Genomic DNA, 25943 nt, shown 5'->3' with positions numbered 1-25943 from the left:
CCTTTTAGCGTCTATTAAATTGCTTTTTCATCTTGACCAAGTGATCGCTGAACAGCTTTGACAAGCTCAACAAGAACTACCATCAAGAGACTTCCAATAACAACGACTAACCATTGTGTAATTGTCAAGTGTGTCACGTGGAAGAATTTATTAAATCCAGGCACAACAACAGTTGACATTAAGGCAACAAACGCTACTGGAATAGAGTAGTTGAATAATTTATTTTTGAACAATCCAACAGTAAAGATGGATTGGTAAACAGATTTCACGTTGTAGGCATGTACCAACTGAATCAAACCGAGGGTCACATAAGCCATGGTCAAAGCATCTGCATGGACATCATGGTAGCTTGTGTGTTCTGGGAACATCAAGGCAAAACCATAAACCCCAAGAACCAGCATGGTTTGGAAGGCACCTTGGTAAAGAATGGCTTCCTTCACGCCACCATCGAAGAAGCTTGATTTACGTCCACGAGGTTTGTGTTTCATCACACCTGGTTCAGCAGGTTCAACACCTAAGGCAATAGCTGGTAGCGTATCTGTTACCAAGTTAATCCAAAGCAAGTGAACTGGTTGAAGAACATCCCAACCAAACAAGGTTGCAAGGAAGATGGTAAAGACTTCAGCCATGTTTGCAGAAAGCAAGTATTGAATTGTTTTTTGAATGTTTGAGAAGACCTTACGTCCTTCTTCAACAGCTACAATAATGGTTGCAAAGTTATCATCGGCAAGAACCATGTCAGAAGCCCCTTTAGAAACCTCTGTACCCGTAATTCCCATTCCAATACCAATATCTGCCGTTTTAAGAGATGGTGCATCGTTAACCCCATCACCAGTCATGGCAACAACTTTACCTTCATTTTGCCAAGCCTTAACGATACGAACTTTATGCTCAGGAGATACACGGGCATACACGGAATATTGTTTAAAGACTTTTTGAAACTCTTCATCTGATAATTCGTTGAGTTCAGCACCTGTAAAGACATGATCAATGCCGTCTTCTTCGATAATACCAAGACGTTTGGCAATGGCTTCTGCCGTATCTTGATGGTCACCAGTAATCATGATTGGACGAATGCCAGCTTCCTTAGCTACTTTAACAGCCTGTGCTGCTTCAGGACGCTCAGGATCAATCATTCCTACTAAACCAGAGAAGACAAGATTAGCCTCAACAACTTCTGTTTCTAGTGTTGGAAGAGCATCCGAATATTTGTAAGCCATCATCAAGACTCGAAGGGCTTGTTTAGCAAGACTCTTATTGGTATCAAGAATGGCTTGTTTATCAGCGTCAGTAATAGGACGAATTTGCCCATTTTCTTCAATCTGGGTCACACGCTTCAACAATTGGTCGGGCGCACCCTTAACTGCGATGAAATATTTGCCATCAGCTTGTTTATGAATGGTCGACATCAACTTACGGTCAGAATCAAATGGCAATTCTGCCACACGTGGTTCTGCCACCATAGCCTCACGTACGTCAAAATTGTGGTCTAATCCAAACTGTACCAAAGCTTTTTCTGTTGGGTCACCAATTAACTTCCCTGAAGGATCAACTTTAGTATCATTAGCAAAGTTCATCACACGAAGGGTATTATCGTCAAAGGCAATATCAGCTGATGAACTTTGAAGTGTCCCGTTGGTATAAACTTTTTCAACGGTCATTTGGTTCATTGTCAAGGTACCCGTTTTATCGGAAGCAATGATTTCAGTTGATCCTAGCGTTTCAACAGCTGGTAATTTACGGATAATGGCGTTACGTTTAGCAAGTACTTGAGTCCCAAGAGAAAGCACAACAGTAACAATCGCAGGAAGTCCCTCTGGAATCGCTGCAACAGCAAGTGCAACGGAAGTCATCAAGCCTTCAAGAGGGTGTTGCCCACGCAAGAATACTCCCACAGCAAAAGTCACTGCTGCAATAATAAGGATCACATAAGTCAAAATCTTAGAAAGATTGTCAAGGTTTTGCTTCAATGGTGTATCTGTTTCATCAGCATTAGCAAGCATGCCAGCAATATGCCCAACCTCTGTATACATTCCAGTGTTGGTAACAACTCCGATTCCGCGACCGTATGTGACGTTTGAGTTTTGATATCCCATATTGACACGGTCACCAATACCTGCATCTTCTGAAACAGCTATTGATAAATCTTTCTCAACCGGTACAGATTCTCCAGTAAGAGCTGCTTCCTCGATTTTTAAAGAGTTAACTTCCAACAAGCGCATATCAGCAGGGACAACATCTCCTGCTTCTAGCAAGACAATATCTCCAGGAACCAATTCTTTAGAATCCACTTCGATCACGTGGCCATCACGGCGAATACGAGCAAGTGGACTTGACATTGATTTCAAGGCTTCAATAGCAGCTTCAGCTTGTCCCTCTTGGTAAACACCAAAAGCGGCATTTAGGATAACAACGGCCAAGATAATGATGGCATCTGTCAAGCCTTCCATCCCCTCTGTAAGAACTGAAAGAAGGGCAGCTACAATTAAAATAATAATCATCAAATCTTTGAATTGATCAAGGAATTTCATGAATAAACTTCGTTTTTCGCCTTCATCAAGCTCATTACGTCCATACTCTGCTAAGCGCTCTTTTGCTTGTACAGACGTAAGGCCTTCGCGACTGGTCTCTAATTGAGCCAGTACGGTCTCTTCACTTTGCGTATAAAACGCTTCATGTCTTTGTTCTTTAGACAAATTAGTACCCCCTTGGTCTTTTTATCCCATGTTCAAATAAAAAGACCTGTTTATTTTTCTTAAACAAGTCTCGCTGTTTCAGATTGTACCGGAAATCGAAATTCCGTATTGACGATACAATCACGGCTAACCGTCTGCTACTCCCTTGATATAATAATCATTATAGTAAAAATATTAACGAAAAACAAGAAAAAAACACTAAAAGATAGAGAAAAAACCAAAAATCATCTGACGATTTTTGGTTTTATTTGTTGTTTTTTATTATATTTTAACTATATTTGGTGTTATTTAAGGACTTTTATCACTTTTTTATCTGATGATTTTTGATTACTCGTCATCAGTCTCAGGAAAGGTCCAAGTTAACTCCAGTTGATAACTGGCAAAAGATGCTTCCGTATGAACTTGTAATAAGTCATAATGAAGAGTCAAATGTTGTCTCTCATGATTCAATTGGTAATGTCTGGTATCTGTTAAAAACTGTTGAATCCCCATCGGCGTAGGTAAGGCAATCAAAACCTTTTTACCTGCAAAAAATTTCATGATGGACTGAGGGGTCGAAAAACGGCTCATGGTTAATTCGTTCTCATTATACTTGATAACAACTTTCTCTTTCTCATCATTTTGATAAATCAGGTATTGGTAATCACCTTTTTGTCGCCACTCAGCATCGTGAACTTCATGGATGATTTCTGTGTCATCCCCAAATCGAATATGATTCCTTATCTGTAATTTCATAACTTCTCTTTCTGTTCTAGTCTCGTCTGTCTATTCTATCAGTTTCTTCTTATTTTTTCAATTTTTGGTATAATATAAACCATGAATGAAAAAGTATTTCGCGACCCCGTTCACAACTATATCCATATTAATCATCAGCTTATTTATGATCTTGTTAATACCAAAGAATTTCAACGGTTACGACGCATCAAGCAGGTACCTACAACTGCGTTTACGTTTCATGGAGCAGAGCATAGCCGCTTTTCCCATTGTCTAGGGGTGTATGAAATTGCCCGGCGTGTCACCGAAATCTTCGAGGAAAAATATCCTGATAATTGGAACAAAGATGAAAGTCTTGTTACCATGACGGCTGCCCTCCTACATGACATTGGTCATGGTGCTTATTCCCACACCTTTGAGACTCTCTTTCATACAGACCATGAGGCCTTTACTCAAGAGATTATTACTAATCCTAAAACGGAGATTAATGCTATTTTAGTGCGTCATTCTCCTGATTTTCCGGGTAAGGTTGCTAGTGTCATCAACCATACCTATCCTAATAAACAAGTCGTTCAGCTCATTTCTAGCCAAATTGATTGTGATCGCATGGATTATCTGCTGAGAGACTCTTACTTCTCTGCTGCCAATTATGGCCAGTTTGATTTGATGCGAATTCTACGAGTGATTCGTCCTGTTGACGGGGGAATCGTCTTTGACCGCAGTGGCATGCATGCTGTGGAAGACTATATCGTGAGCCGATTTCAAATGTACATGCAGGTTTACTTTCATCCTGCTAGCCGTGCCGTGGAACTTATCTTGCAAAACCTTCTTAAACGGGCTAAAACCTTATATCCTGAGCAAAAAGCCTATTTCCAAAAAACAGCGCCTGGTCTTATTCCTTTCTTTGAGAAAAATGCCAAACTAACCGATTACCTTTCTTTAGATGATGGGGTAATGAACACTTACTTCCAAGTTTGGATGGCAAGCGAAGACCATATTTTATCAGATTTAGCTGGTCGCTTCATCAACCGAAAAATTCTCAAATCGGTCACCTTTGATCAAGAGTCACAAGAAGATTTAGAGCGCTTACGACAGCTAGTGGAGGCTGTAGGTTTTGACCCTGATTATTACACTGGTATCCATGTTAACTTTGACCTACCTTATGATATTTACCGACCAGAACTAGCAAATCCAAGAACTCAAATCGAAATGGTACAACAAGATGGCAGCCGTGCTGAATTGTCACAATTATCACCTATTGTCAAAGCCCTAACAGGTACCACTTACGGAGATCGCCGCTTTTATTTTCCAAAGGAAATGTTAGAGCTAGATGATCTGTTTGCCTCTAGTAAGGAAGCCTTTATTAGTTACATTTCCAATGGACACTTTCACTTCAGTAATTAAAGTCCTTCTAAATTGAAGAAAAAGTCTGCTTTCTTGAAAGTTAATATTTTTAGGATACTTGACTTAGGTAGCACAGATGATAGCAACTCCCGACGGGATTTCATACCTAGATTTTGAGCCTAGGTCTAAAAATCTCCGAGCGCCAGAAACATCATGTTTCTAGCGTTTTTGCTGCGATGTAACGTATCGCATTTTGGATTGCTTCACTCGCCTATGACTCATACAATGCAAAAAGTGATACTATTTTTTGATAACATTGTGCACAAATTCTCTTAAAGGTGCTTTATCCAGAGATTGGTGTAGAAGACCTTCTTCAATCTTTTTTGATGGTAATGACAAAAATCATCCTACACTAAAACGTTTTCTCTTACTTTTCACTCCATTCCTTCTTCTATTTCATGACAAAAACACCTATTTTTAGTATGATAGAGTTTAGAGCATTTTTATAATGACAGTTAAGTATAAGTAAGGAGAATGCGATGTCTATCAAATTGGTTGCTGTCGATATTGACGGCACATTAATCACCGATGACCGCCGTATCACCGATGACGTTTTTCAAGCTATCCAAGAAGCTAAGGCTCAAGGTGTCCATGTGGTAGTTGCTACTGGCAGACCTATTACCGGAGTAGTTTCATTACTCGAACAGTTAGAACTTAATCATCAAGGAAACCACGTCATTACCTTTAATGGCGGATTGGTGCAAGATGCTGAGACTGGCGAAGAAGTTGTTAAAGAATTGATGACTTATGAAGACTATTTAGAGATTGAATACTTAAGCCGAAAACTAGGCATACATATGCATGCGATTACCAAAGAAGGTATCTTTACCGCTAATCGTAATATTGGCAAATACACCGTGCACGAGTCAACTTTAGTAAACATGCCGATTTTCTACCGAACTCCAGAGGAAATGACAGGTAAAGAAATCATCAAGATTATGATGGTCGATGACCCCGAATTGCTGGACGAAGCAATCAAGCTTATCCCTCAAAACTTCTTTGATCACTACACGATTGTCAAGTCAACACCGTTCTACTTAGAGTTTATGCCCAAAACCGTCAGCAAAGGTAATGCCATTAAACATTTAGCTGAAAAGCTTGGACTAGACATGTCACAAACCATGGCCATTGGTGATGCTGAGAATGATCGTGCCATGCTAGAAGTTGTTGCCAACCCTGTTGTGATGGAAAATGGGGTTCCTGAATTAAAAAAAATTGCCAAGTATATCACTAAATCAAACAATGACAGTGGTGTGGCACATGCTATTCGCGAGTGGGTGTTAAAATAATGTATACGTATAAAATTGGAATATCTCCTGAAGAACACGATCAATTTGTCTTGTCTCATCCTCAAGTAAACCTGCTACAAAGTTCGGATTGGGGACACGTCAAAGATAATTGGAAACATGAACGGATTGGGTTTTACGAAGATGGCATTCAAGTAGCCGCTGCTGCTTGCTTGATCAGGCCACTTCCTCTTGGGTTTAGCATGATTTATATCCCTCGTGGACCAATTATGGATTACGCCAATTTTGAACTCCTTGATTTTGTGATTAAAACCCTCAAAATTTTTGGAAAAAGCAAGCGCGCTCTCTTTGTTAAAATGGACCCAAGTTTACAAATCAAACAGTCATTTTTAGGAGTAGATAGTGAAGAAAATGACTTCACCCTCTCAATCATCGCTTTTTTAAAACAACTTGGGCTGGAATGGTCTGGGAGAACAAAAAAGCTTGATGAAACGATTCAACCAAGAGTACAGGCTAATATCTACGCCAAAGACTTTGAGTTTGAGAACCTGTCCAAAAAAGCAAAACAATCCATTCGCACTGCGACCAACAAAGGGGTTGAGATTATTTTCGGAGGAGCTGAATTGCTAGATGATTTTTCTAGCCTCATGGCTAAGACAGAAGAGCGAAAAGGGATTATTTTACGGGGGCAGTCCTATTATCATAAGTTACTGACCACTTATGCTAATTACTCTTACATTACCATGGCCTTCCTAGATTTACCCAAACAGCAAGCTCTTCTTTCTCAACAATTAGACAAAGCAAGCGCAGAACAAGCCAAATTTAATGAAAAAAGCAAGCCTAGCAAAGTCACTGAGAATCAAAAGACTATTGAGCGACTTGAGAAAGAGCTAGCAGTCTTAAATACACAACTTTTAAAAGGACAAGAGCGTATTCCTTTAGCTGCGACCTTAACCTTAATTTATGGGGATACCTCAGAAAATCTTTATGCTGGAATGGATGATGATTACCGCAACTATCAAGCCCCCCTACTTACCTGGTATCATACGGCTAAGGAAGCCTTTCAGCGAGGCTGCCGATGGCATAATCTGGGGGGGGTGGAAAACCAGTTAAATGGCGGCCTCTACCATTTCAAAGCTAGATTAAACCCAACCATCGAAGAATTCGCCGGTGAATTTAATATTCCTGTGAACACCATCTCCAAATTAGCTACTGCCGCTTATAACCTACGAAAAAAAATAAGGAGCACACACCACTGATGGCACTAATCGAAATATCCCAAGAAAGATTTGCTCATTACTGCCAAAATTTAAAACGCCATTCCTTTATTCAGACGCCCGAAATGGCTAAGTTATTGATGAAAAGAGGGGCAGAGCCCCATTTTCTAGGCCTTGAAAAAGATGGCAAACTAAAAATTGCTGCCCTAATCTTTCTTCAAAAAGTCTTAGGAGGCTGGCGTCTTGAACTTAATGCTGGTCCCAATACCAATTACCCAGAGTACTTGAAAGAGTTTTACAGCCAACTCAAAGATTATGCTAAAAAACATCATGTGATCGAATGCGTTGTGAAACCTTATGATGATTATCAGCAATTTGATAGCAATGGTAACCCTCTTTCTGAAACAAATGAAGAATTGATTGAGCTTCTAACGTCCTTAGGTTTTCAACATGATGGTTTTAAAACTGGTTATCCAGAAGGAGAGCCCGTTTGGCATTATGTTAAAAAATTAGAGGGAATCACTCCTTCTCGACTACCTCAATCTTTCAGCAAAAAGGGGAAAGCATTACTCAAAAAAGCAAATACTTTTGGCATTACCTTACGTTCACTCAACCGAGATGAGCTCCACCATTTCAAAGAGATTACCACTGCCACGTCAGATCGTCGAGATTATTCTGATAAGTCCTTATCTTATTACCAAGATTTTTATGATAGTTTTGGAGAATATTGTGAATTCATGGTAGCAACTCTTAATTTCAATGACTATTTGACTAACCTCAAGCAAAAACAAAATCAACTTTGGGGAAGAATTGAAAAACTTGATAATGAGCTTATGATTCACCCTCATTCTGAAAAAAAACAAAATCAACTTCGTGAATTATCAAGTCAATTTGAGACCTTTGACGTCAGAATTTCTGAAGCCCTTGATTTTCTTAAAGAGTATGGTGCCAAAGAAATGATTCTCGCAGGTAGTCTCTTTTTGTACACTCCTCAAGAGGCAGTTTATCTCTTTTCAGGCTCCTACCCAGAATTTAATCGATTTTATGCCCCTGCTCTTCTTCAAGAACATGCTATGTTAGACGCTATAGCCAAAGGAATTAAAACCTATAATTTTCTCGGTATCACTGGTGAATTTGATGGCTCAGATGGTGTTTTAAGGTTCAAACAAAACTTTAATGGTTATATTTTACAAAAACCAGGAACTTTTCGATACTATCCAAGACCTATGCTGTTTCAATCGATTCAATTCATCAAGAAGGTATTGAGACGCTATTAGCAATTTCAATATTATCCAAGTTTTAGGATTTCATATGAATCCTAAAACTTTTTCATTGCTCTTGTCACTAGGTAGCCTTATTTTAGTAATATCTTCATCAATAGTTAATTGTTGGATAATAGAAATGAGTCCTAAAATGATGACGATGATTAATGGCTAACAGCGATCAGATTGTGAAGAGCGTTTGAAAATTCTAAACCTTACAAGTTTACAGCAACGTGCCCACAAATTATCCCCAAAGGAGGCTTTGGATACATTGCGGACGGTTCTGAAGATGAATGGACCCTTCATGAAAACACAAACTCTTTTAATCATGTGCAAATTATCCCCAGAGTTCTAACAACTGTAGAAAATCCTTCCATAAAAACTTTTTTACTCAGCATTCTCCTTACAATGCCAATTATCGCTGCACCTACTGTAGTTCAAGGATTAGTTCTCTCTCATGATAAGTAGGTTGTTGCTGGAAGTGAGATATAAATATCTATGGAGACGTTAAACTTTGTAGAATAACTTAATTAAGAGCTCAAGATGTATTATGTAGTTAACAAGTACGGAAATAATCTAAATGTTTTAAAAGCCGCTTTAATACATTAACTCCCGTTAAGTAATTCTCTCAGTCTGATAGAGTATGATTACTTAGTAAGCACTATCTTGGTTACTCTTAACACTAATATAAAAAAAACAAGAAGGTATTCAGACCTTCTTGTTTTTCTATCAACCTAAAATAGTTATTTAATTAAGGAAATCAAGCAAAGCAAGGAAGCTATCAGCTTCTAATGATGCGCCACCAACAAGAGCACCATCAACATCTGGACAAGCCATGTAATCTTTAACGTTTTCAGGCTTTACAGAACCACCGTATTGAACACGAACTTTATCAGCAACTTCTTGCCCAAAGTCTGCTGCAACCACGTCACGAACAGCTTTACACATTTTTTGAGCATCATCTTGAGTAGCTGATTTACCAGTACCAATAGCCCAGATTGGCTCATAAGCCAAAACAAGTGAAGCTACTTGCTCTTCAGAAAGACCTGCAAGAGCCGCAGAAACTTGAGCACCGACGAACTCAACAGCTTTACCTTCTTCGTAAGTTTCAAGAGATTCCCCACAACATAGGATTGGAGTTAACCCATTCGCAAAAATAGCTTTTGCTTTTTTGTTAATGTCTTCATCTGTTTCATGGAAGTAATCACGGCGTTCTGAATGACCAATAACAACATAGTCAGTTCCCATTTCAGCAAGCACTTTTGGTGATGTTTCACCAGTAAAGGCTCCTGCATTTTCAAAATAGCAGTTTTGCGCAGCAACTTTAAGAACTGAATCTTTAGCAGCTTCAATAGTGGTTACCAAATCAACAGCTGGTGCTGCTACTGCAACATCTACAAGATCGTTTGAAGGTAATTTGCTTGCTACAGCCTCAACGAATGCTTTTGCTTCTTGAGGGGTTTTGTTCATTTTCCAGTTACCGGCAATAATTGGTTTACGTGACATATCACATACCTCTTCTTTTTTTATTTACATCTCCTATTTTAGCATATTTTACTGGCTATTAAAAGAAAACGGCTATATTTTAGGAATATTTTCACAAATAAAAAAAGGGCTTTCTGAAAATTTTTCACTACTTCCTATACGATTTATTTTTTCTTTTATTCTGCCTTCAAGAAGGAAGGCTATACTATTGCTGTATCTTGTCCTCATGGTAGTCAAACTACTACTCACTCTGGAGAAATAAGGAGAGGAAACGTAAGATATTAGAAAATATTTATTCCTATCACCTTAATCATAGAGTTTTTCGCAATGATTAGTATTTGCAAATAAACACAATGTAAAAAAGAGATAGGGTTAATAAGAATACAGTAAAGAATCTAGCAAAAAGAATGTCAATTGATAAAAAAAACGGTTCCTTCTCTTTTTACAGTGAGAAACCACTTGACTCATATTCCTTATCAATCGTGTATATTACTTCACCTATTTATCACTTTAACTTAATTGCTAAAATTCTTTAAAAAACAAAAAAAGCTCCCTTAAGGGAGCTTTTTACAATTTAAAGTGTCCGACTTTAATTGTTATTCTGGGAACTTAATTAAAATTAAGCTTCGATTTCTGAAACGATACCTGAACCAACAGTACGTCCACCTTCACGGATTGAGAAAGTAGTACCTTGTTCTACGGCGATTGGGTGGATCAACTCAACGTTGATTGTCACGTTATCACCAGGCATAACCATTTCTGTACCAGCTGGAAGTTCGATTGAACCTGTTACGTCAGTTGTACGGAAGTAGAATTGTGGACGATAGTTGTTGAAGAATGGAGTGTGACGTCCACCTTCGTCTTTAGAAAGGATATATACTTCACCTTTGAATTTAGTGTGTGGGTTGATTGAACCTGGTTTAGCAATAACTTGACCACGTTCGATTTCGTCACGTTGAACACCACGAAGAAGGATACCTACGTTGTCTCCTGCAAGACCTTCGTCAAGTTGTTTACGGAACATTTCAACACCAGTAACAACAGCTTTTTTAGTTTCTTCTTTGATACCAACGATTTCGATTTCGTCGTTGACACGAACAGTACCACGGTCGATACGTCCTGAAGCAACTGTACCACGACCTGTGATTGAGAATACGTCTTCGACTGGAAGAAGCAATGGTTTGTCAGTGTCACGTTCTGGTTCTGGAATGTATGAATCAACAGTATCCATCAATTCCATGATGATGTCTTCAAATTTAGTGTCGCCTTCAAGAGCTTTAAGAGCTGAACCTTGGATAACTGGAAGGTCATCACCTGGGAAATCGTATTCTGAAAGAAGGTCACGGATTTCCATTTCAACCAATTCAAGCAATTCTTCATCGTCAACAAGGTCAATTTTGTTCATGAACACGATAAGGTGTTTAACACCAACCTGACGTGAAAGGAGGATGTGCTCACGAGTTTGTGGCATTGGTCCGTCTGTTGAAGCAACTACAAGGATAGCTCCGTCCATTTGAGCGGCACCAGTGATCATGTTTTTAACGTAGTCCGCGTGTCCTGGAGCGTCGATGTGCGCATAGTGACGAGTTGCAGTTTCGTACTCAACGTGTGCAGTGTTGATAGTGATTCCGCGTTCGCGTTCTTCTGGAGCAGCATCGATAGAAGCGTAATCTTTTGGTTGGTTAACTGATGAAGGCAAGCGACGTGCCAATACAGTTGTGATTGCAGCTGTTAAAGTAGTTTTACCATGGTCAACGTGTCCGATTGTACCAATGTTAACGTGGGGTTTACTACGATCGTATTTTTCTTTTGCCATTTTAGGAAAAGCCTCCAATAAAATATATTTTATAGATAGACGGTAGGCAATACAGTCTAACTTTACCTTACTATTGTAGCAAATTCTAAGGAAAATGCAAGTATTTTATGCCTTTTGCTTTTTCTTTATTTTTCTAATTGATGGTAGGGTTGGATTTGAATGGATTGCCCAATATTTGAAGCATAAATCCAATCAGCATTTTGTAATTGGTCAAAATTCTCAGCGCGTCCTGTTAGGATGACACCTTCAAATTTAGCTGTCTTTGGATTCTTGTTTTGCTTTAAATACTCTTTTAACATAGCTTTAGAGGAATAAACTTCTCCATCTTCAGTCGTTACCGTTTGGAGACTACTCTCCTCCATTTTGAAGTATTGTTCTAGTCTATCTTGGAATGCAGTATAACTATTTTCCATCCCTTCAACAGGAGAAACAACACTTTTATGACTATATTTTTGATAAATAGGGTTCAAATCCGGATTCTTTTGGGTTTGGTAAGCCTTAGCAATCTCAGCGTTCATCTTTTTCTGTTTCTCGGCTGTCAAACCCAAATTAAAGTAGGGGGTAAAACCAAATTGACTTTCCAAATAATCAAGCTGAACCCCGCTCCAAATCCAATTGAGTTTTAAATTTTTAGGAATGAACTGTTCCATTTCTTTTAAGGTATAGCCTTTATCAAAAGTGATTGCTACTTCTACAGCTTGTCCTGACATTTGACTGATGAGAGGAATATCTTGAGTGGGTTTTATCGACCCAAGTTGCATTCTTTTTCCCTTGTTAAAAAACATAGGAACTTTATAATGGGATGCTCTTGTGTACATCGAGCGACCATTATCGTCAGACATCAATGAGTTATTGTTTGCTGATGATTTTTGGTTTAAGATAAGAGAGTAATAATGTTCATATTTCTCAAAAGGAACGGATATACCATCAATATCTTTAAAACGGTGAGAGACAAAATTACCTGTGAATTGGGAAGTGGCATCGTAGCCCCAACTGCTATAACTAATATTAGGGTAGGCTATTTCCGAAATAACCGTATAATACTGTTGAATGCTTTGACCGTTCTTGCTAGTCAGTCTATTGAGTCCTATAAATCCTAATACCATAAGAAACAGGCTTAAGACTACACTAATGGTTACCGTTCTAAAAATATTTCGGCGTTTATGTCGCTTGACAAGCTTTTCAAAATCAGTTGAAATCATCATATGTATATCCTGCTTTCTTCAATTTTTCTTTTAATAAGGCTCGTCCCCGCATCAAGTTAATTTTGACACTGCTTAAGGACTTGTGCAAAATGCTTGCGATTTCTTTTACCGACAAGCCATCAAAATAATAAAGTGATAAAACCATGCGGTACTTTTCTGGTAAGGCACTAATGGTCTCGTACAAAGGGGTATAGTTAGGTTGTTCAAATTCGACAACCGTTTCTTGATGGAAAAAATCTCTTTGAAGAATCTCCAGATAAGTCTTGTCTCTTCGGTAATGATCAATGTATTTTCTGACAGCAACGCGATACATCCACGCACGTATCTTTTCAGGTGGGAGGATAATATTACTCTCTAACATTTTTAGGAAAACATCTTGACTAATGTCACGCGCCAACTGGTCTGGCACACCCGATGCTTTTAAATAAGCGATAATATCTTTTGAATAAACTACTAGTTCCTGTTCATATGGTTCTAACTTGATGGGGCTCACCCCCTTTCTACACTTATATAACGTGTCATCCTTTATTTTGGTTACAAAAAAATCCCCTCAAAGGAGATTTTTATTGAAATTGGTTGATGTTAATGATGTTACTATTTTCTTTTCGAGCATCTTTCCGATAAGTTAGCTCTGCTTCTTTTAAAATATCTTCACGCTTTTCATTGGCATCAATATTAAGCACAAACCCGACAGCAACTGATAAAACAAGTAAGCTATTTCCTCCTTGAGATAAGAAAGGGAAAGTTACCCCGGTTGAAGGAATCAAACCGGAAATCCCACCGATATTAACAAATACCTGCATCAGCATCATGCCACCAACTCCTAAGGCCATCATAGCATTAAAAGGATTTTTAGCCTTAATGCCCACATTCATAATCCGTAAGATAAGGAAGAAAACAAGCGCTAAAATGAGCCCTGCTCCTATCAAACCTAACTCTTCAATAACAACGGAAAAGACAAAGTCTGTCTGTGCTTCTGGCAAATAACCCCTTTTTTCAATGGAATTACCCAGACCTCTCCCAAACCATCCACCATTACTCATAGCGTAATAAGAATTGGCCAGCTGATGCCCTGAATCTGTCAAATCATGGAAGGGATTAAAAAAGGCACTGAAACGTTTGGCAACATAGCCAAAAACAGGAACTTTAGCAACTTTTTCCACCCCAATGAGGGCAATTGTTCCCAAAAACAGAGTTGATAAGCTAATAATCAAGACAAGGATAGCTGAAAACCAACGGTAGCCAATTCCACTAATAGAGAACATGATAATAGCTGTCAATACGATAATGGAAGCATTTCCCAAGTCAGGTTGGGCAGCAACCAAAAGTATCATAAAAAGGGAATAGACTCGCCAGTCTCGTAAGTCTCCCCATTCCGTTGGCCACCATTTACGACGCGTCAAAGCTTGATAGTCATAAAGACTGACTTTTTCCTGAATTTTGGCAAAGGTCAGGGCCAGATACCAGACCATTATAATTTTCAAATATTCAGCAGGTTGAAAACTGATAGGACCAATGACAATCCAACCATGTGCTCCTTTGATAGCCGTCGTAAAGAAGCGAGCAATAACCAAGAGCGTCATTTCAACTAACATCACTAAGGTTAATACCTTAGTATTGGTTAAAAAGTTTAATTTTAACTTATAAATGAAAATAATGGCAATCAGACTTAACGTCCAAAACGCCCCTTGGTTAATCACGGATTTAAACGGATTAGCATGTGCTTGAATCAAGCTAACACTTGTCGTGGAATAGACCACGATTAAACCAATAACCGATAAAATTAAGTAAGGCAATAGTATGGAGTAATTTAAGAGGTGCCTTTTATCAATTTTCATAGTTTCCCCTATATTTCTTGAGATAATCTTTTAGCATTATATCATCTTTCAAGAACAAACAAAAGTGAAAGTCAATCTCCTGCAAAAAGAAGCCTCCAAGCAAGCCTGACAAGGACATCAGACGAAACAAAGGGGACCTTTTTGAATAGACGATTAGGGATAACCTAAAACTTCTGCTGCCTTAATTTAATTAGGTAGAGAACTTTTCAAGGATTTAGCCTGAATTACGTAAGCCAGTGGCAATTCCATTAATCGTTGTATGAATTAATTTTTCATCCTCTTCTCTTAACTGATGATTGCGCAGGCGCTTAATCAATTCAATTTGAATATAGTTCAACACATTGAAATAAGGGAGACGAAAAGCTAAACTTTGTTTCAAAGATGGGTTATCTTCTAGTAACTCCTCATGTCCTTCGATGGCAAGAATCACATTTTTTGTCAACTGCCACTCGTCCAAAATCACATGAAAAACATCTCTAACCTCTTGGCTGTCTGCCAACTGAGCATATTGAAAAGCGATGTTCATATTTGATTTCGATAGCACCATATCCACATTCGATAATAAGGAATGGAAGAAGGGCCAAGTCTGGTACATGTGTTGGAGACGTTCAAGATTGCCTTCTGCTTGGTCAATATAATGTTTAAAGGCCGATCCTACCCCATACCATCCAGGGAACATGATACGATTTTGTGACCACGAAAAGACCCAAGGAATAGCCCGCAAGCCTGTGATTTCCGTAATCGTTTTACGAGCTGCCGGTCTTGACCCTATGTTAAGGCTAGAAACTTCCTTGATAGGACTTGCTTCAAAGAAATAAGCGTAAAAATGAGGATTATCAAATACTAGCTGGCGGTAAATCTTATTACTGTCCGCAACAATACCATCCATCACTTCTCTGAAATCGTCAATTTCATTAGGGTTGGTAAGCATTTGTGTGACCATACGATTAATAGAAGCTGAAATGAGCATTTCTAAATGATAATAAGCGACATCTTTATTACCATACTTATTTTCAATAATCTCCCCTTGCTCAGTGAGGCGAATACGATCTTTAATAGAACCGAAAGGTTGTGAGGTGATGGCATCGTAAGAAGGTCCACCGCCTCGTCCAACTGTTCCTCCACGACCATGGAAGAAAGTGATTTTCACGCCATTCTCCTCTCCAATGGCTGTTAATTCATTTTGAGCTTTATAGAGGGTCCAACCTGAAGCAAGGTAACCACCATCTTTATTACTATCAGAATAACCTAACATAATTTCTTGATAGTTATGATTAGCTGCAATCCATGATTTAACCATATCGTAACTCAAGTAAGCTGTCATAATGTCACGAGCATTGTCTAAGTCTTCAATGGTTTCAAAAAGTGGCACAATTTGCACACGAGCTTTGTGTTGGTCAATCAGGCCAACTTCTTTAAGCATGATGGCCAATTCAAACATATCAGAAACACTTTCTGTGTGCGAAATGATGTGCTGCTTAATGACCTCATCACCTAGCTTATCCTTCAACTCACGTGCAGCTGCGTAAATCGCTAATTCTTTTTCGAGCAAATCTGACTTAGCAACTGCTGCTGAAGATAGTGTTCTTGGATCCTCTGTCAGTTGTTTCACAAGAAGATCACATTTTTCAGTTTCTGAAAGTGAGCTATAATCCTCAACGATATTAGCTCCTTTTAATAACTCTGCCACACATGCTTCTTGCACACTAGAGTCTTGCCTCATGTCAATACTTGCTAGGAAGAAGCCAAAAATATCGACAGCTTGCATCACTTCGCGTAAGTCGCCATCAACCAGTGCAACATCTCCATTGCTTAAAAGAGATTGCTCAATGGCCATCAAATCAGCTTTAAAGTCTTCCGGCGAAACGTAGGCAGCAATAGGTCCTTCTAACTGATTTTGCATTGCTAACTGACGAGTAAGGCGATCCGCTGTGACCGACTGTCCAGTGGTATCTTGGTTCCCTGTCAATTGAGTGCGTGTTTGGACAAGGCGGGACTTCACATAATGAAAAGCCCTACGGTAAGGTTCATTCTCACGGTAAATAGACTGGTCTTGGGATAAGCTAGCCAGACGCTCTACTTCTGCACTCGGTTGAATTAAGGTAGAAGACAAAGAAAAGGTTCGGTAAAGGGCTGCTAATTTTTCAATATAATAATTCAGGATGGCTTCGCTCTGAACCGTAGCAGATAACCTTAGGGTTTCAGCTGTGACAAAAGGATTCCCATCCCTATCTCCTCCAATCCACATGCCCATGGTAATGGGTTTAGGATTGACCAAGTCTAAGCCACGTTTCTGAGCCAAGTTTTTATACTCAGTTATTAATTTGGTCACTGCTTGAATGAGAGAACCATCGTAATACTGCATGACGTTAGTAATCTCATTTTTGACCTTGAGTTTTTTCTCGCGGATAATATCTGTCTGCATAATGATTTCTATGTATCGATAGAGTTCATTATGCCACTTCTCTTGGTTAACGACACCAGCTTTGACATCACGATACTTACGAAGGAGATCATGGATATGCGTTGTCAACTCCAAAATGGTTTTGCGCTGCACTTGTGTCGGATGGGCTGTCAAAACAGGTACCACATTAACCTGTTCTAAGATGTCTTTGGCATTCTCTTTTTCTGAGACGGCATCAATAGTTAAGGCAAGTTTACCTAAATAATCCTTGTTGGTATTATTTTGATAATTGATTTCATAAGCCAAATCCACATCTTCTGAAATGTTAATTAACAGAGGCAAGATTGAAAAGTATCTTGAAATCACATCCATATCTTGATTAGAAATGCTTGCGATAATCGTTTCTAACCCAATATAATCTTGCTTTTCAGATAAAGCAACAATGGTTTCAATCGTTGCGAACGCCTCATCTCCAATCATTCGACGGGTGATTTTTTCCAACATATCTTTTAAAATAGCAACTTCTTCAGCAATAATAGCTTGGTTGTTACTACTCTCTAGCTTTTTAAGTGACAAACTATTGACTCCTCCTCTGTTAGCTTCTCTTTTTATCATACCACTTTTTACTAGAAATGAAAGCACTCTAAAGTGGAATGTTTGCTTTTTATCGAAAGTAAGCGTTTTATCGTCTTTAATGTATGGAACAATTTTTCTGTTATATCCTAGCCAAATTCTGTTATACTAGTGGTAATCATAAGTTAAGGAGACCATTATGGAATTAAAAAAACGTTCAGAATTTCCTGAAAATGAACTTTGGGATTTAACAGCGCTCTACAAAGACCGCCAAGATTTTTTACTCGCTATTGAAAAAGCCTTACAAGATGTTGAGGTGTTTAAACGAAACTATGAAGGTCAATTAACCTCTGTTGACGATTTCACTCAAGCCTTTATGGAAATCGAGCACATCTATATTCAAATGAGTCATATTGGCACCTATGCCTTTATGCCTCAAACCACTGATTTTTCAAGTGAGTCATTTGCTCAAATTGCTCAGGCTGGTGATGATTTCATGACTAAAGCTAGCGTTGCCCTTAGCTTCTTTGACACTGCCTTAGCCAATGCCGACCTTGAGGTGCTAGATACATTAGAAAAGAACCCTCATTTTAGCGCAGCTATTCGCATGGCAAAAATCCAAAAAGAACACCTGCTCAGTCCTGATGTGGAAAAGGCTCTAGCTAACTTACGCGAGGTCATCAATGCACCTTATGATATTTACACCAAAATGCGGGCTGGTGACTTTGACATGGATGATTTTGAGGTGGATGGCAAAACCTACAAAAATAGCTTTGTCTCTTATGAAAACTTTTATCAAAATCACGAAAATGCTGAGATTCGTGACAAAGCTTTCCGTTCCTTCTCAAAAGGTCTCCGTAAACACCAAAATACAGCTGCTGCTGCTTATTTGGCTAAGGTTAAATCTGAAAAATTGTTAGCTGATATGAAAGGCTACGCTTCTGTCTTTGATTACCTTCTAGCTGAACAGGAAGTGGATCGTAGCTTGTTCGACCGCCAAATTGATCTCATCATGACTGAATTTGGACCGGTTGCTCAGAAATTCTTAAAACACGTCGCCCAAGTCAACGGTCTTGAGAAAATGACTTTTGCTGACTGGAAGCTAGATATTGACAATGATCTCAATCCAGAAGTTAGCATTGATGGTGCCTATGACCTCGTGATGAAGTCTTTAGCCCCATTAGGACAAGAATACACGAAAGAAATCGAACGTTATCAGACAGAGCGTTGGGTTGACTTTGCTGCTAATGCCAATAAAGATTCTGGTGGTTATGCCGCTGATCCTTACAAGGTCCATCCGTATGTCTTAATGAGCTGGACTGGTAGAATGTCTGATGTCTACACGCTCATTCATGAAATCGGGCACTCTGGCCAATTTATTTTCTCTGATAATCACCAAAGTTACTTCAACACCCATATGTCAACTTATTATGTCGAAGCGCCATCAACCTTTAATGAATTGATGCTTAGTGATTACCTGGAACATCAATTTGATGACCCTCGTCAAAAACGTTTTGCCCTTGCTCACCGTTTAACAGACACCTACTTCCATAACTTCATCACTCACCTATTGGAAGCGGCTTTCCAACGTAAGGTTTACACCCTTATTGAAGAAGGCGGTACCTTTGGAGCTGACCAATTAAATGCCATGATGAAAGAGGTCTTAACAGACTTCTGGGGAGATGCCGTTGACATTGACGATGACGCAGCTCTTACCTGGATGCGCCAAGCGCATTACTACATGGGCTTATATAGTTACACCTATTCTGCTGGTCTTGTTATTTCAACAGCTGGTTACCTCAACCTCAAAAATAACCCAAATGGAGCTGAAGAATGGCTTGACTTCCTAAAATCAGGTGGTAGCCGTACGCCTCTTGATACTGCTATGTTGATTGGGGCAGACATTGCCACTGAAAAACCTCTTCGGGATACCATTCAATTCTTGAGTGATACCGTTGACCAAATTATCAGTTACACCGAGGATATGTCACATGCCTAATCTCTATGATTTTACGGTTAAGGCTCAGGATGGCAGTGACATCTCACTAATTAACTACAAAGAAAAAGTGGTTTTGGTCGTGAATACAGCTACCAAATGTGGGCTAACCCCGCAATACCAGGCCTTGCAAGCACTATATGACACATACCATGACAAGGGATTTGAGGTCTTAGATTTTCCTTGCAACCAATTTTTAAATCAAACTCCAGGGGAAGCCGAAGAGATTAATCGCTTTTGCAGCTTAACCTATCACACTACTTTCCCTCGCTTTGCAAAAATCAAAGTAAATGGTAAAGACGCTGATCCTTTGTTTACCTGGTTAAAAGAAGAAAAAAGTGGGCCCCTTGGGAAACGCATCGAATGGAATTTCGCTAAATTTCTCATTGACCAAAATGGTCAAGTCATTAAACGCTATTCCTCAAAGACAAATCCTAAACTAATTGAAGAAGACCTTAAAGCACTTCTTGGTTAATATAAAATAGACTTGGCGTGCCAAGTCTATTTTATATTATAGTTACTATTTAAAAACTTCTTGATAAAATTCAATGCTATCACCATCTTTAACAGTAATTTGATCGGCACCCTTATCTGCCATCTTTCCATTGACCTTAAAAAGCCAGTATTTGTTAGCTTTCGTATCTTGTTCAATACCATCAATAGCAGTGATAAAGCCATCTTTTTCTTTGACCTCATAATTATCTTTGAGGACCTCAAGCACTGTGTCTCCTTCCTCAAAAGAAACTTTTTCGTCAACAGTATTGGTGTCTTCTTTAACAACTAAGCGAACGTGATGGTCTGATTTGGGGACGCTTGGAGTCTGTGTTTGTTTTGTTCCTTGCGAGCAAGCCACTAGTAGCATAGCAACAAGTGCTAAAAATCCTGTTTTAAATCCTTTGTTCACCGATTAACCTCCTAAATAACATCATAATAACTGGAAAAAAGACGAGAGTTGATAAAGCATGCGCTATATTAAAGGGCATCCCTGCTAAAACATAGCTCCACCAAGGCATACTATACAAATACGCAAAACAAGTATCTATCAGCACCCCATAAAGAAATCCCCCAAAGCCAGCAAAAACAGCCTGATAGATAATTTGGTGGCGTTTTACTTTCAGCGTTAAGGGATAAAAGATATACCGCCAAAGCAAGAGAATGAAAGCAAAACACGTGATTTGCCAGAAAACCCAGGGACCAAAGCCAAGTAAAAAAGATGAGGACAATAAGCATAACATCATGACTAAACTAGCTTCTGCTAACCCAAAATAAAGAAGATATACTAAAAAAATAGCCGTCACAGGCTGGACATTAGGAAGACTACTAAAAGCAATGCGAAGTACTACACAAAGGGCAGACATCACAGCGATTCGACTAACAACCTTAGTTGACATAATTTCTCTTTCTTGTTTTTTTTCTATTATGACAGATTTTAGAGCACTTAGCCAGTTTTGGGCTCATTTCTTATAAAACTAACATAAAATGAGGATAACTTAATAAAGAAGCTATCCTACTCTTATACGATATAGTTAAAGACTAGCTTATTCCGTTCACTGATATAGACTATAGCTATATACTAACTTGAGGAATGATTTCTTACATAGGCTCTCGCTCGATTCTTGACCCTTTTAGCACGAACTCTTTAAAATGCAAGATAATATAAGGAAATAGTTAGGATATTTTGATTTTTCCCAGTAATTAAGGTACAATAGCAATAATGAGAAGAAGAATAAAACCTATTGTTGTGCTCGTCTTCTTTGCGCTACTGGCAATGGTATTAATCATTGGAAAGTTACACGCTAATCAAGCGAAACAAAAAGAGCTTGAGCAAGCAAAGGCTAATATTCCTATTGCAACCAGTAGTTCAACTAAACCAAGCACAAGTGAGACTGAAGACTTTGTTTTAAATCCTATTATTGATGTTTCCGGTTGGCAACTCCCAGAAGAAATTGATTATGACACTTTATCACATAACATCTCTGGGGCAATTGTTCGTGTCTATGGAGGGTCACAAATCACAGCCCATAATAATGCGGCTTTTACCACCGGAATTGACAAATCTTTTAAAAAACACATCAAGGAATTCCAAAAGCGTGATGTCCCTGTGGCTGTTTACAGCTATGCCCTTGGACGCAGCGCCAAAGAAATGCGAGAAGAAGCAAGAGCCTTCTACAAAAATGCCGCTCCTTTTAATCCAACTTATTATTGGATTGATGTCGAAGAAGTGACGATGAAAGATATGAACAAAGGTGTTAAAGCATTTAGAGAAGAACTTAAGAAACTAGGGGCTGAAAATGTCGGTTTGTATATTGGGACCTACTTTATGGCTGAACAAGAGATCTCAACAAAAGGTTTTGATGCCATTTGGATTCCCACTTATGGTAGCGATTCAGGTTATTACGAGGCCGCTCCTAATACAACTTTAGATTACGATTTGCACCAATACACTTCACAAGGCTACATCAACGGTTTTAACCATCCCTTGGATTTGAATCAAATTGCTGTAACTAAGGACACTAAAAAAACGTTTGAAAAACTCTTTGGAAAGATTAAGAACTAAAAGACCAGTTTAGAAACTGGCTTTTTTTACGTTTGATAACTCCTGCTCCTGCTCGTCTTGTCATTCTAAAGTTTAGATGGTAAGCCAACTTTCTTGACAGGGCTTTCACGGCATCATATAATATAGAAAAATATAATGATTCACAAAGGAGTGCTTTGGCTGAGATCGCAATTGCGAAATCCTGAGGACCTGATCTTGCTAGTACAAGCGTAGGGATTGTGACCAAACGATAATAGTTGGGAAAACAATGCTCTTTTTGTCTCTGAAAAGGAGTTTTTTTATGTCAAAAAACACAAATGTCAAATACCTTATCGAAGCTGCTATTTTTGCTGCCCTAGCAATGGCACTTTCCTTCATTCCAGATTTTGCAGGATGGTTTAGCCCCTCATATGGTGCTATTCCTCTGGTTATTTTCTCTTTGAGACGTGGGTTGAAATATGGATTGCTTGCGGGACTTATTTGGGGACTATTACATTTTGCACTTGGAAAAGTTTACTATCTCAGCATGTCCCAAGTCTTTATCGAGTATATTTTAGCCTTTATTTCAATGGGATTAGCAGGAATCTTCTCTGATAGTCTTGTCAAAACCTTAAAAGAACAAAAAAAGCCTTTTGCCTTGCTTATCGCCTTAATGGCTACTATCTTAGCCGTTGGGGTACGCTACCTCTGGCACTTTATTGCAGGTGTTATTTTCTGGGGAAGCTATGCTCCAAAAGGGATGTCTGCCATCTGGTATTCCTTTACTGTCAATGGAACTTCTGGATTGCTTACTTTATTAATCACGCTTTTGGCCCTCTTGCTTATCTTGCCAACCCAAACTCAATTTTTTGATCCAAGAGACTAAGCTTTAACAATTTGAAAGCAAACTTAAAAAAATGGTATAATGTTAGTGTTATACTATTTTTTATGTTTAAAACAATGATAAGGACTTGATCATGGCTAAAAAAACAAAACGCAAAAAAACATTAGTGGAACAAATATTAGATAAGGCTCACATCGCTCACCAGGGACTGAGTCTTAATGCTTTAGAAGGTGATTTGCCCTCAGGCATTCAAGCTTCTGATATTTATAAAACCCTCGCCCTCATCGGGGATAAAACGGGACCTCTGATTGGGATTATCCCTTTGACAGAACACTTGTCTGAAAAGCAACTGGCAAAAGTCTCTGGTAATAAGAAAGTCGCTATGATTCCTCAAAAAGACTTGCAAAAGACAACTGGCTACGTTCACGGGGCAAACAATCCTGTTGGGATTCGTCAAAAGCATTCCTTTCCTATTTTTATTGATGAAACAGCCCTCGAGAAGGGACAGATGATCGTCTCTGCTGGTGAGATTGGACGTTCTTTTCAAATCGACAGTCACACCTTAGCCGATTTCGTTGGAGCAAGCTTTGCTGATTTAAAGGAGAAAAAATGAGAACTGTTGCAAATATGATTTGGTTTATCTTTTCTGGTTTTTGGGCTTGGTTGGCCTGGTCTTTTATCGGTATTTTGCTGTGCTTAACGGTTATTGGTATCCCTTTTGGCCTTCAATGCTTTAAAATCGGCAATTTTGGGTTATTTCCTTTCGGTAAAACTATCGACATCGGTACAGGAACTGATAGCCTCATCTTAAATCTCCTCTGGATGTTAATCTGTGGTTGGAGCCTAGCGGTGATGCACCTTACCTCTGCTCTTTTACTCTGTATTTCCATTATCGGCATTCCTTTTGCAGGTCAGTGTCTCAAGTTAGCTCTCATCAGTCTCTTTCCTTTTGGTGCTCGAATCACTTACCTTTAAAGGGATCTTTTTATGAAATTATATTTTGTAAGACATGGTAAAACCCTCTGGAATTTGGAAGGGCGCTTTCAGGGAGCTGGCGGTGACTCACCCCTACTTGAAGAATCCAAAGACGAGATTCGCTTATTAGGAAAGTCGCTATCAAAAATTTCCTTTGATGCTGTCTATACCAGTGACCTTCCTAGAGCGATGGCTACGGCAGCCATTATTTTGGACTCTTTTGACCAAGAGCCTATCCTTTACCATACTAATCAACTTCGGGAGTGGCGATTAGGCAAATTGGAAGAGGCAAAGATAGCCACTATGACAGCTATTTATCCTCAACAGATATCAGCTTTTCGTCATAATTTAGCCCAATTCAAACCGCATCAATTTGAAGCAGAATCCATCTACAAGACCACGCATCGGGTGTGGCAACTGATTCAATCATTTGGTTGCAAAAACTATCATAATGTCCTTATTGTGGGACATGGAGCCAATTTAACTGCTAGTATTCGGTCACTCTTAGGTTTCGAACCCGCTTTACTGTTGGCCAAAGATGGATTGGACAATGCTAGTTTAACCATACTTGAAACCAAGAATGGTCAAGACTTTCAGTGCTTAAAGTGGAACGATAAATCCTTTACAGAATAACAAAAACCGTCCTAACACTAATTTAGGACGATTTTTTAAATCTATTAGTGCCAATGAGTTATAATCTTTCCAGTCATTTTCTAAAAAAGACAACAAGTAGGCCCCTCCTCTCAAGGAAAACGTGACTTGCTAGCCTCCTTATTACTTAATCTTTAGCGAAAGGAACGGCTCTGATACTCTTTATCTGGCATATTTTAAGCGCAAAACCCTTTCTTGTTGCTTGGTTAATCGAAGCAAGATAACCACCTTGTCAATGCTCATGTTGCTTTCAAGCAAACGCTCTGCTGCCATCATCAAACCATTGTTGATACCCATCTGTAAAATTGGATTTTTCTTGTCATTGACATCAAAAATAAATTTATTATCTGGCAAATCAAAGAGAACCTTAACAGCACCAAAGAGTTGTTCAAAGTTATCAATTGCCACATCATAAACAGGCTTAGTTCCTGGCTTTAACTGACGTCCTCTATGGTTAAACCACATCGAATGCCACCCACCATTAAAAGCCCCCATGATATCATTGTCATAAGAATCCCCAACATATAGTGTGGTTTGTGGGTTCATGTCAAACTGTTCTGCCGCCAGGTTAAAAATTTCTTTTTCTGGTTTTTGAAACCCTGTTGCTTGGCTCACAATGACACGCTTAGGATCAATATAATCATAAAGCCCTAATTTACGAACTTTTTTCAGCTGATGTTCTGTTGGCCCATTAGTAATAATCCCCATTGGAACATTCTTTGATTTTAAGAAATCCAAGGTCATGCGCATCTCGTCTAACATGGTAATATTCTCAAGCTCGTGTTCATAGACCTCTTGAAAATGCACTCCCGTAGCTTCATCGATTTCTCTATAGCCAAACTCAAGTAGTGTTTCTTTACAACGCCAGAATCGGAAATGTTCGGTCGTCCACTCCCCTGCCATTACTCTTGGAAATCCAACATCTGAATAGTGACGAAAGCGAATATAAGCTTGATTCATTACTGACATATCAAAATCTGGGAAGCACTTTTCCATGGCGATTCGATAAGGCGCTTGCTGGTCGTAAATTGTGTCATCTACATCAAAAACAATAGCAGTAATCATGAGTCTCTCTTCTTTTCTAGTTTAATATCCCAACCA

23 protein-coding genes and 1 riboswitch are annotated in these 25943 nt (G+C 38.9%); of the genes, 12 read left to right on the top strand and 11 right to left on the bottom strand.

All coding sequences use genetic code 11. The features are described from left to right. Positions 1 to 14: 14 nt before the first annotated feature. Both DYD17_RS03645 and DYD17_RS03640 read right to left on the bottom strand, forming a co-directional pair. The gene (locus tag DYD17_RS03645; protein WP_115252460.1) at positions 15 to 2696 is read right to left on the bottom strand and encodes a cation-translocating P-type ATPase; all 2682 of its coding nucleotides are present in this window, start codon (positions 2694 to 2696) and stop codon (positions 15 to 17) included. Between the two features lie 327 nt (positions 2697 to 3023). Next, positions 3024 to 3431, bottom strand: coding sequence for a YwiB family protein (locus DYD17_RS03640; protein ID WP_115246507.1), 408 nt, complete (start codon positions 3429 to 3431; stop codon positions 3024 to 3026). An 81-nt stretch (positions 3432 to 3512) separates the two neighbouring features. Here DYD17_RS03640 and DYD17_RS03635 point away from each other — a divergent pair, with 81 nt between their 5' ends. From DYD17_RS03635 to DYD17_RS03615, 5 genes are all read left to right on the top strand, one after another. Continuing rightward, complete coding sequence (locus DYD17_RS03635) at positions 3513 to 4814, top strand: HD domain-containing protein (protein ID WP_115246508.1); 1302 nt, start codon at positions 3513 to 3515, stop codon at positions 4812 to 4814. Between the two features lie 479 nt (positions 4815 to 5293). Next, complete coding sequence (gene yidA, locus DYD17_RS03630; protein WP_115246509.1) at positions 5294 to 6103, top strand: sugar-phosphatase; 810 nt, start codon at positions 5294 to 5296, stop codon at positions 6101 to 6103. Next, complete coding sequence (locus DYD17_RS03625) at positions 6103 to 7320, top strand: aminoacyltransferase (RefSeq protein ID WP_115252741.1); 1218 nt, start codon at positions 6103 to 6105, stop codon at positions 7318 to 7320. Before yidA ends, DYD17_RS03625 begins: the two co-directional genes overlap by 1 nt. Next, entirely contained in the window at positions 7320 to 8555 is a 1236-nt protein-coding gene (locus tag DYD17_RS03620; RefSeq protein WP_115246511.1) for an aminoacyltransferase, read from the top strand. Before DYD17_RS03625 ends, DYD17_RS03620 begins: the two co-directional genes overlap by 1 nt. A 228-nt stretch (positions 8556 to 8783) precedes the next feature. After that, complete coding sequence (locus DYD17_RS03615; RefSeq protein ID WP_176579754.1) at positions 8784 to 9008, top strand: alpha-hydroxy-acid oxidizing protein; 225 nt, start codon at positions 8784 to 8786, stop codon at positions 9006 to 9008. A 279-nt stretch (positions 9009 to 9287) separates the two neighbouring features. On the opposite strand, the gene tpiA is transcribed toward DYD17_RS03615, so the two are convergent. From tpiA to ppc, 6 genes are all read right to left on the bottom strand, one after another. Next, positions 9288 to 10046: a triose-phosphate isomerase gene (tpiA, locus tag DYD17_RS03610; protein ID WP_003050024.1), complete on the bottom strand. Its 759-nt coding sequence runs from the start codon at positions 10044 to 10046 to the stop codon at positions 9288 to 9290. A gap of 598 nt (positions 10047 to 10644) precedes the next feature. Next, entirely contained in the window at positions 10645 to 11841 is a 1197-nt protein-coding gene (tuf, locus tag DYD17_RS03605; RefSeq protein ID WP_003047614.1) for an elongation factor Tu, read from the bottom strand. A 125-nt stretch (positions 11842 to 11966) separates the two neighbouring features. Next, the gene (locus DYD17_RS03600) at positions 11967 to 13046 is read right to left on the bottom strand and encodes an anti sigma factor C-terminal domain-containing protein (protein ID WP_115252740.1); all 1080 of its coding nucleotides are present in this window, start codon (positions 13044 to 13046) and stop codon (positions 11967 to 11969) included. Further along, a complete protein-coding gene (locus tag DYD17_RS03595; protein WP_003050022.1) occupies positions 13030 to 13539 on the bottom strand; it encodes an RNA polymerase sigma factor in 510 nt (169 codons plus the stop codon). The genes DYD17_RS03600 and DYD17_RS03595 overlap by 17 nt, the downstream gene beginning before the upstream one ends. Before the next feature lie 70 nt (positions 13540 to 13609). After that, entirely contained in the window at positions 13610 to 14884 is a 1275-nt protein-coding gene (gene ftsW / locus DYD17_RS03590; protein WP_115252739.1) for a cell division peptidoglycan polymerase FtsW, read from the bottom strand. Between the two features lie 214 nt (positions 14885 to 15098). Then, positions 15099 to 17864, bottom strand: a complete 2766-nt coding sequence (gene ppc / locus DYD17_RS03585) for a phosphoenolpyruvate carboxylase (RefSeq protein WP_115252738.1) — start codon at positions 17862 to 17864, stop codon at positions 15099 to 15101. 196 nt (positions 17865 to 18060) lie between these two features. Between ppc and pepF the strand changes: the two genes are divergently transcribed. Together pepF and DYD17_RS03575 are read left to right on the top strand one after the other, a co-directional pair. Beyond that, positions 18061 to 19860 carry an oligoendopeptidase F gene (gene pepF, locus DYD17_RS03580; protein ID WP_003050017.1) on the top strand — a complete coding sequence of 600 codons (1800 nt, stop codon included), beginning with the start codon at positions 18061 to 18063 and terminating at the stop codon, positions 19858 to 19860. Continuing rightward, complete coding sequence (locus DYD17_RS03575) at positions 19853 to 20332, top strand: glutathione peroxidase (RefSeq protein ID WP_003050016.1); 480 nt, start codon at positions 19853 to 19855, stop codon at positions 20330 to 20332. The genes pepF and DYD17_RS03575 overlap by 8 nt, the downstream gene beginning before the upstream one ends. Positions 20333 to 20377: 45 nt before the next feature. On the opposite strand, the gene DYD17_RS03570 is transcribed toward DYD17_RS03575, so the two are convergent. Together DYD17_RS03570 and DYD17_RS03565 are read right to left on the bottom strand one after the other, a co-directional pair. Then, on the bottom strand, positions 20378 to 20761 hold the full coding sequence (locus tag DYD17_RS03570; protein WP_111715839.1) for a DUF4430 domain-containing protein: 384 nt from the start codon (positions 20759 to 20761) through the stop codon (positions 20378 to 20380). After that, a complete protein-coding gene (locus DYD17_RS03565; RefSeq protein ID WP_115252735.1) occupies positions 20745 to 21248 on the bottom strand; it encodes an ECF transporter S component in 504 nt (167 codons plus the stop codon). Before DYD17_RS03565 ends, DYD17_RS03570 begins: the two co-directional genes overlap by 17 nt. Before the next feature lie 323 nt (positions 21249 to 21571). Between DYD17_RS03565 and DYD17_RS03560 the strand changes: the two genes are divergently transcribed. From DYD17_RS03560 to DYD17_RS03540, 5 genes are all read left to right on the top strand, one after another. Next, positions 21572 to 22414 carry a glycoside hydrolase family 25 protein gene (locus DYD17_RS03560; protein ID WP_115252734.1) on the top strand — a complete coding sequence of 281 codons (843 nt, stop codon included), beginning with the start codon at positions 21572 to 21574 and terminating at the stop codon, positions 22412 to 22414. Between the two features lie 136 nt (positions 22415 to 22550). Continuing rightward, positions 22551 to 22647: riboswitch (TPP riboswitch) on the top strand. Positions 22648 to 22694: 47 nt separating this feature from the next. After that, on the top strand, positions 22695 to 23258 hold the full coding sequence (gene thiT / locus DYD17_RS03555) for an energy-coupled thiamine transporter ThiT (protein WP_115252733.1): 564 nt from the start codon (positions 22695 to 22697) through the stop codon (positions 23256 to 23258). Between the two features lie 91 nt (positions 23259 to 23349). Then, positions 23350 to 23829 (top strand): aminoacyl-tRNA deacylase, encoded by a 480-nt coding sequence (locus DYD17_RS03550; RefSeq protein WP_115252732.1) that lies wholly within the window; start codon positions 23350 to 23352, stop codon positions 23827 to 23829. Then, a complete protein-coding gene (locus DYD17_RS03545; protein WP_003050006.1) occupies positions 23826 to 24191 on the top strand; it encodes a YccF domain-containing protein in 366 nt (121 codons plus the stop codon). The genes DYD17_RS03550 and DYD17_RS03545 overlap by 4 nt, the downstream gene beginning before the upstream one ends. A gap of 12 nt (positions 24192 to 24203) precedes the next feature. Next, positions 24204 to 24824, top strand: coding sequence for a histidine phosphatase family protein (locus DYD17_RS03540; RefSeq protein WP_115276340.1), 621 nt, complete (start codon positions 24204 to 24206; stop codon positions 24822 to 24824). Between the two features lie 180 nt (positions 24825 to 25004). On the opposite strand, the gene DYD17_RS03535 is transcribed toward DYD17_RS03540, so the two are convergent. Continuing rightward, positions 25005 to 25907 (bottom strand): HAD family hydrolase, encoded by a 903-nt coding sequence (locus tag DYD17_RS03535; RefSeq protein WP_115246522.1) that lies wholly within the window; start codon positions 25905 to 25907, stop codon positions 25005 to 25007. Positions 25908 to 25943: the final 36 nt, after the last annotated feature.

Source organism: Streptococcus dysgalactiae subsp. dysgalactiae (assembly GCF_900459225.1).
Lineage (GTDB): Bacteria > Bacillota > Bacilli > Lactobacillales > Streptococcaceae > Streptococcus > Streptococcus dysgalactiae.
This window is presented reverse-complemented; position numbering and strand designations above follow the sequence as displayed.

Excerpts from the sequence above, each read along its gene's own strand:
- DYD17_RS03640 (WP_115246507.1), bottom strand. The coding sequence starts at position 3,431 with ATGAAATTACAGATAAGGAATCATATTCGATTTGGGGATGACACAGAA.
- DYD17_RS03635 (WP_115246508.1), top strand. The coding sequence starts at position 3,513 with ATGAATGAAAAAGTATTTCGCGACCCCGTTCACAACTATATCCATATT.
- yidA (WP_115246509.1), top strand. The coding sequence starts at position 5,294 with ATGTCTATCAAATTGGTTGCTGTCGATATTGACGGCACATTAATCACC.
- DYD17_RS03625 (WP_115252741.1), top strand. The coding sequence starts at position 6,103 with ATGTATACGTATAAAATTGGAATATCTCCTGAAGAACACGATCAATTT.
- DYD17_RS03620 (WP_115246511.1), top strand. The coding sequence starts at position 7,320 with ATGGCACTAATCGAAATATCCCAAGAAAGATTTGCTCATTACTGCCAA.
- tpiA (WP_003050024.1), bottom strand. The coding sequence starts at position 10,046 with ATGTCACGTAAACCAATTATTGCCGGTAACTGGAAAATGAACAAAACC.
- tuf (WP_003047614.1), bottom strand. The coding sequence starts at position 11,841 with ATGGCAAAAGAAAAATACGATCGTAGTAAACCCCACGTTAACATTGGT.
- DYD17_RS03600 (WP_115252740.1), bottom strand. The coding sequence starts at position 13,046 with ATGATGATTTCAACTGATTTTGAAAAGCTTGTCAAGCGACATAAACGC.
- ftsW (WP_115252739.1), bottom strand. The coding sequence starts at position 14,884 with ATGAAAATTGATAAAAGGCACCTCTTAAATTACTCCATACTATTGCCT.
- pepF (WP_003050017.1), top strand. The coding sequence starts at position 18,061 with ATGGAATTAAAAAAACGTTCAGAATTTCCTGAAAATGAACTTTGGGAT.
- DYD17_RS03575 (WP_003050016.1), top strand. The coding sequence starts at position 19,853 with ATGCCTAATCTCTATGATTTTACGGTTAAGGCTCAGGATGGCAGTGAC.
- DYD17_RS03565 (WP_115252735.1), bottom strand. The coding sequence starts at position 21,248 with ATGTCAACTAAGGTTGTTAGTCGAATCGCTGTGATGTCTGCCCTTTGT.
- DYD17_RS03560 (WP_115252734.1), top strand. The coding sequence starts at position 21,572 with ATGAGAAGAAGAATAAAACCTATTGTTGTGCTCGTCTTCTTTGCGCTA.
- thiT (WP_115252733.1), top strand. The coding sequence starts at position 22,695 with ATGTCAAAAAACACAAATGTCAAATACCTTATCGAAGCTGCTATTTTT.
- DYD17_RS03550 (WP_115252732.1), top strand. The coding sequence starts at position 23,350 with ATGGCTAAAAAAACAAAACGCAAAAAAACATTAGTGGAACAAATATTA.
- DYD17_RS03545 (WP_003050006.1), top strand. The coding sequence starts at position 23,826 with ATGAGAACTGTTGCAAATATGATTTGGTTTATCTTTTCTGGTTTTTGG.
- DYD17_RS03540 (WP_115276340.1), top strand. The coding sequence starts at position 24,204 with ATGAAATTATATTTTGTAAGACATGGTAAAACCCTCTGGAATTTGGAA.
- DYD17_RS03535 (WP_115246522.1), bottom strand. The coding sequence starts at position 25,907 with ATGATTACTGCTATTGTTTTTGATGTAGATGACACAATTTACGACCAG.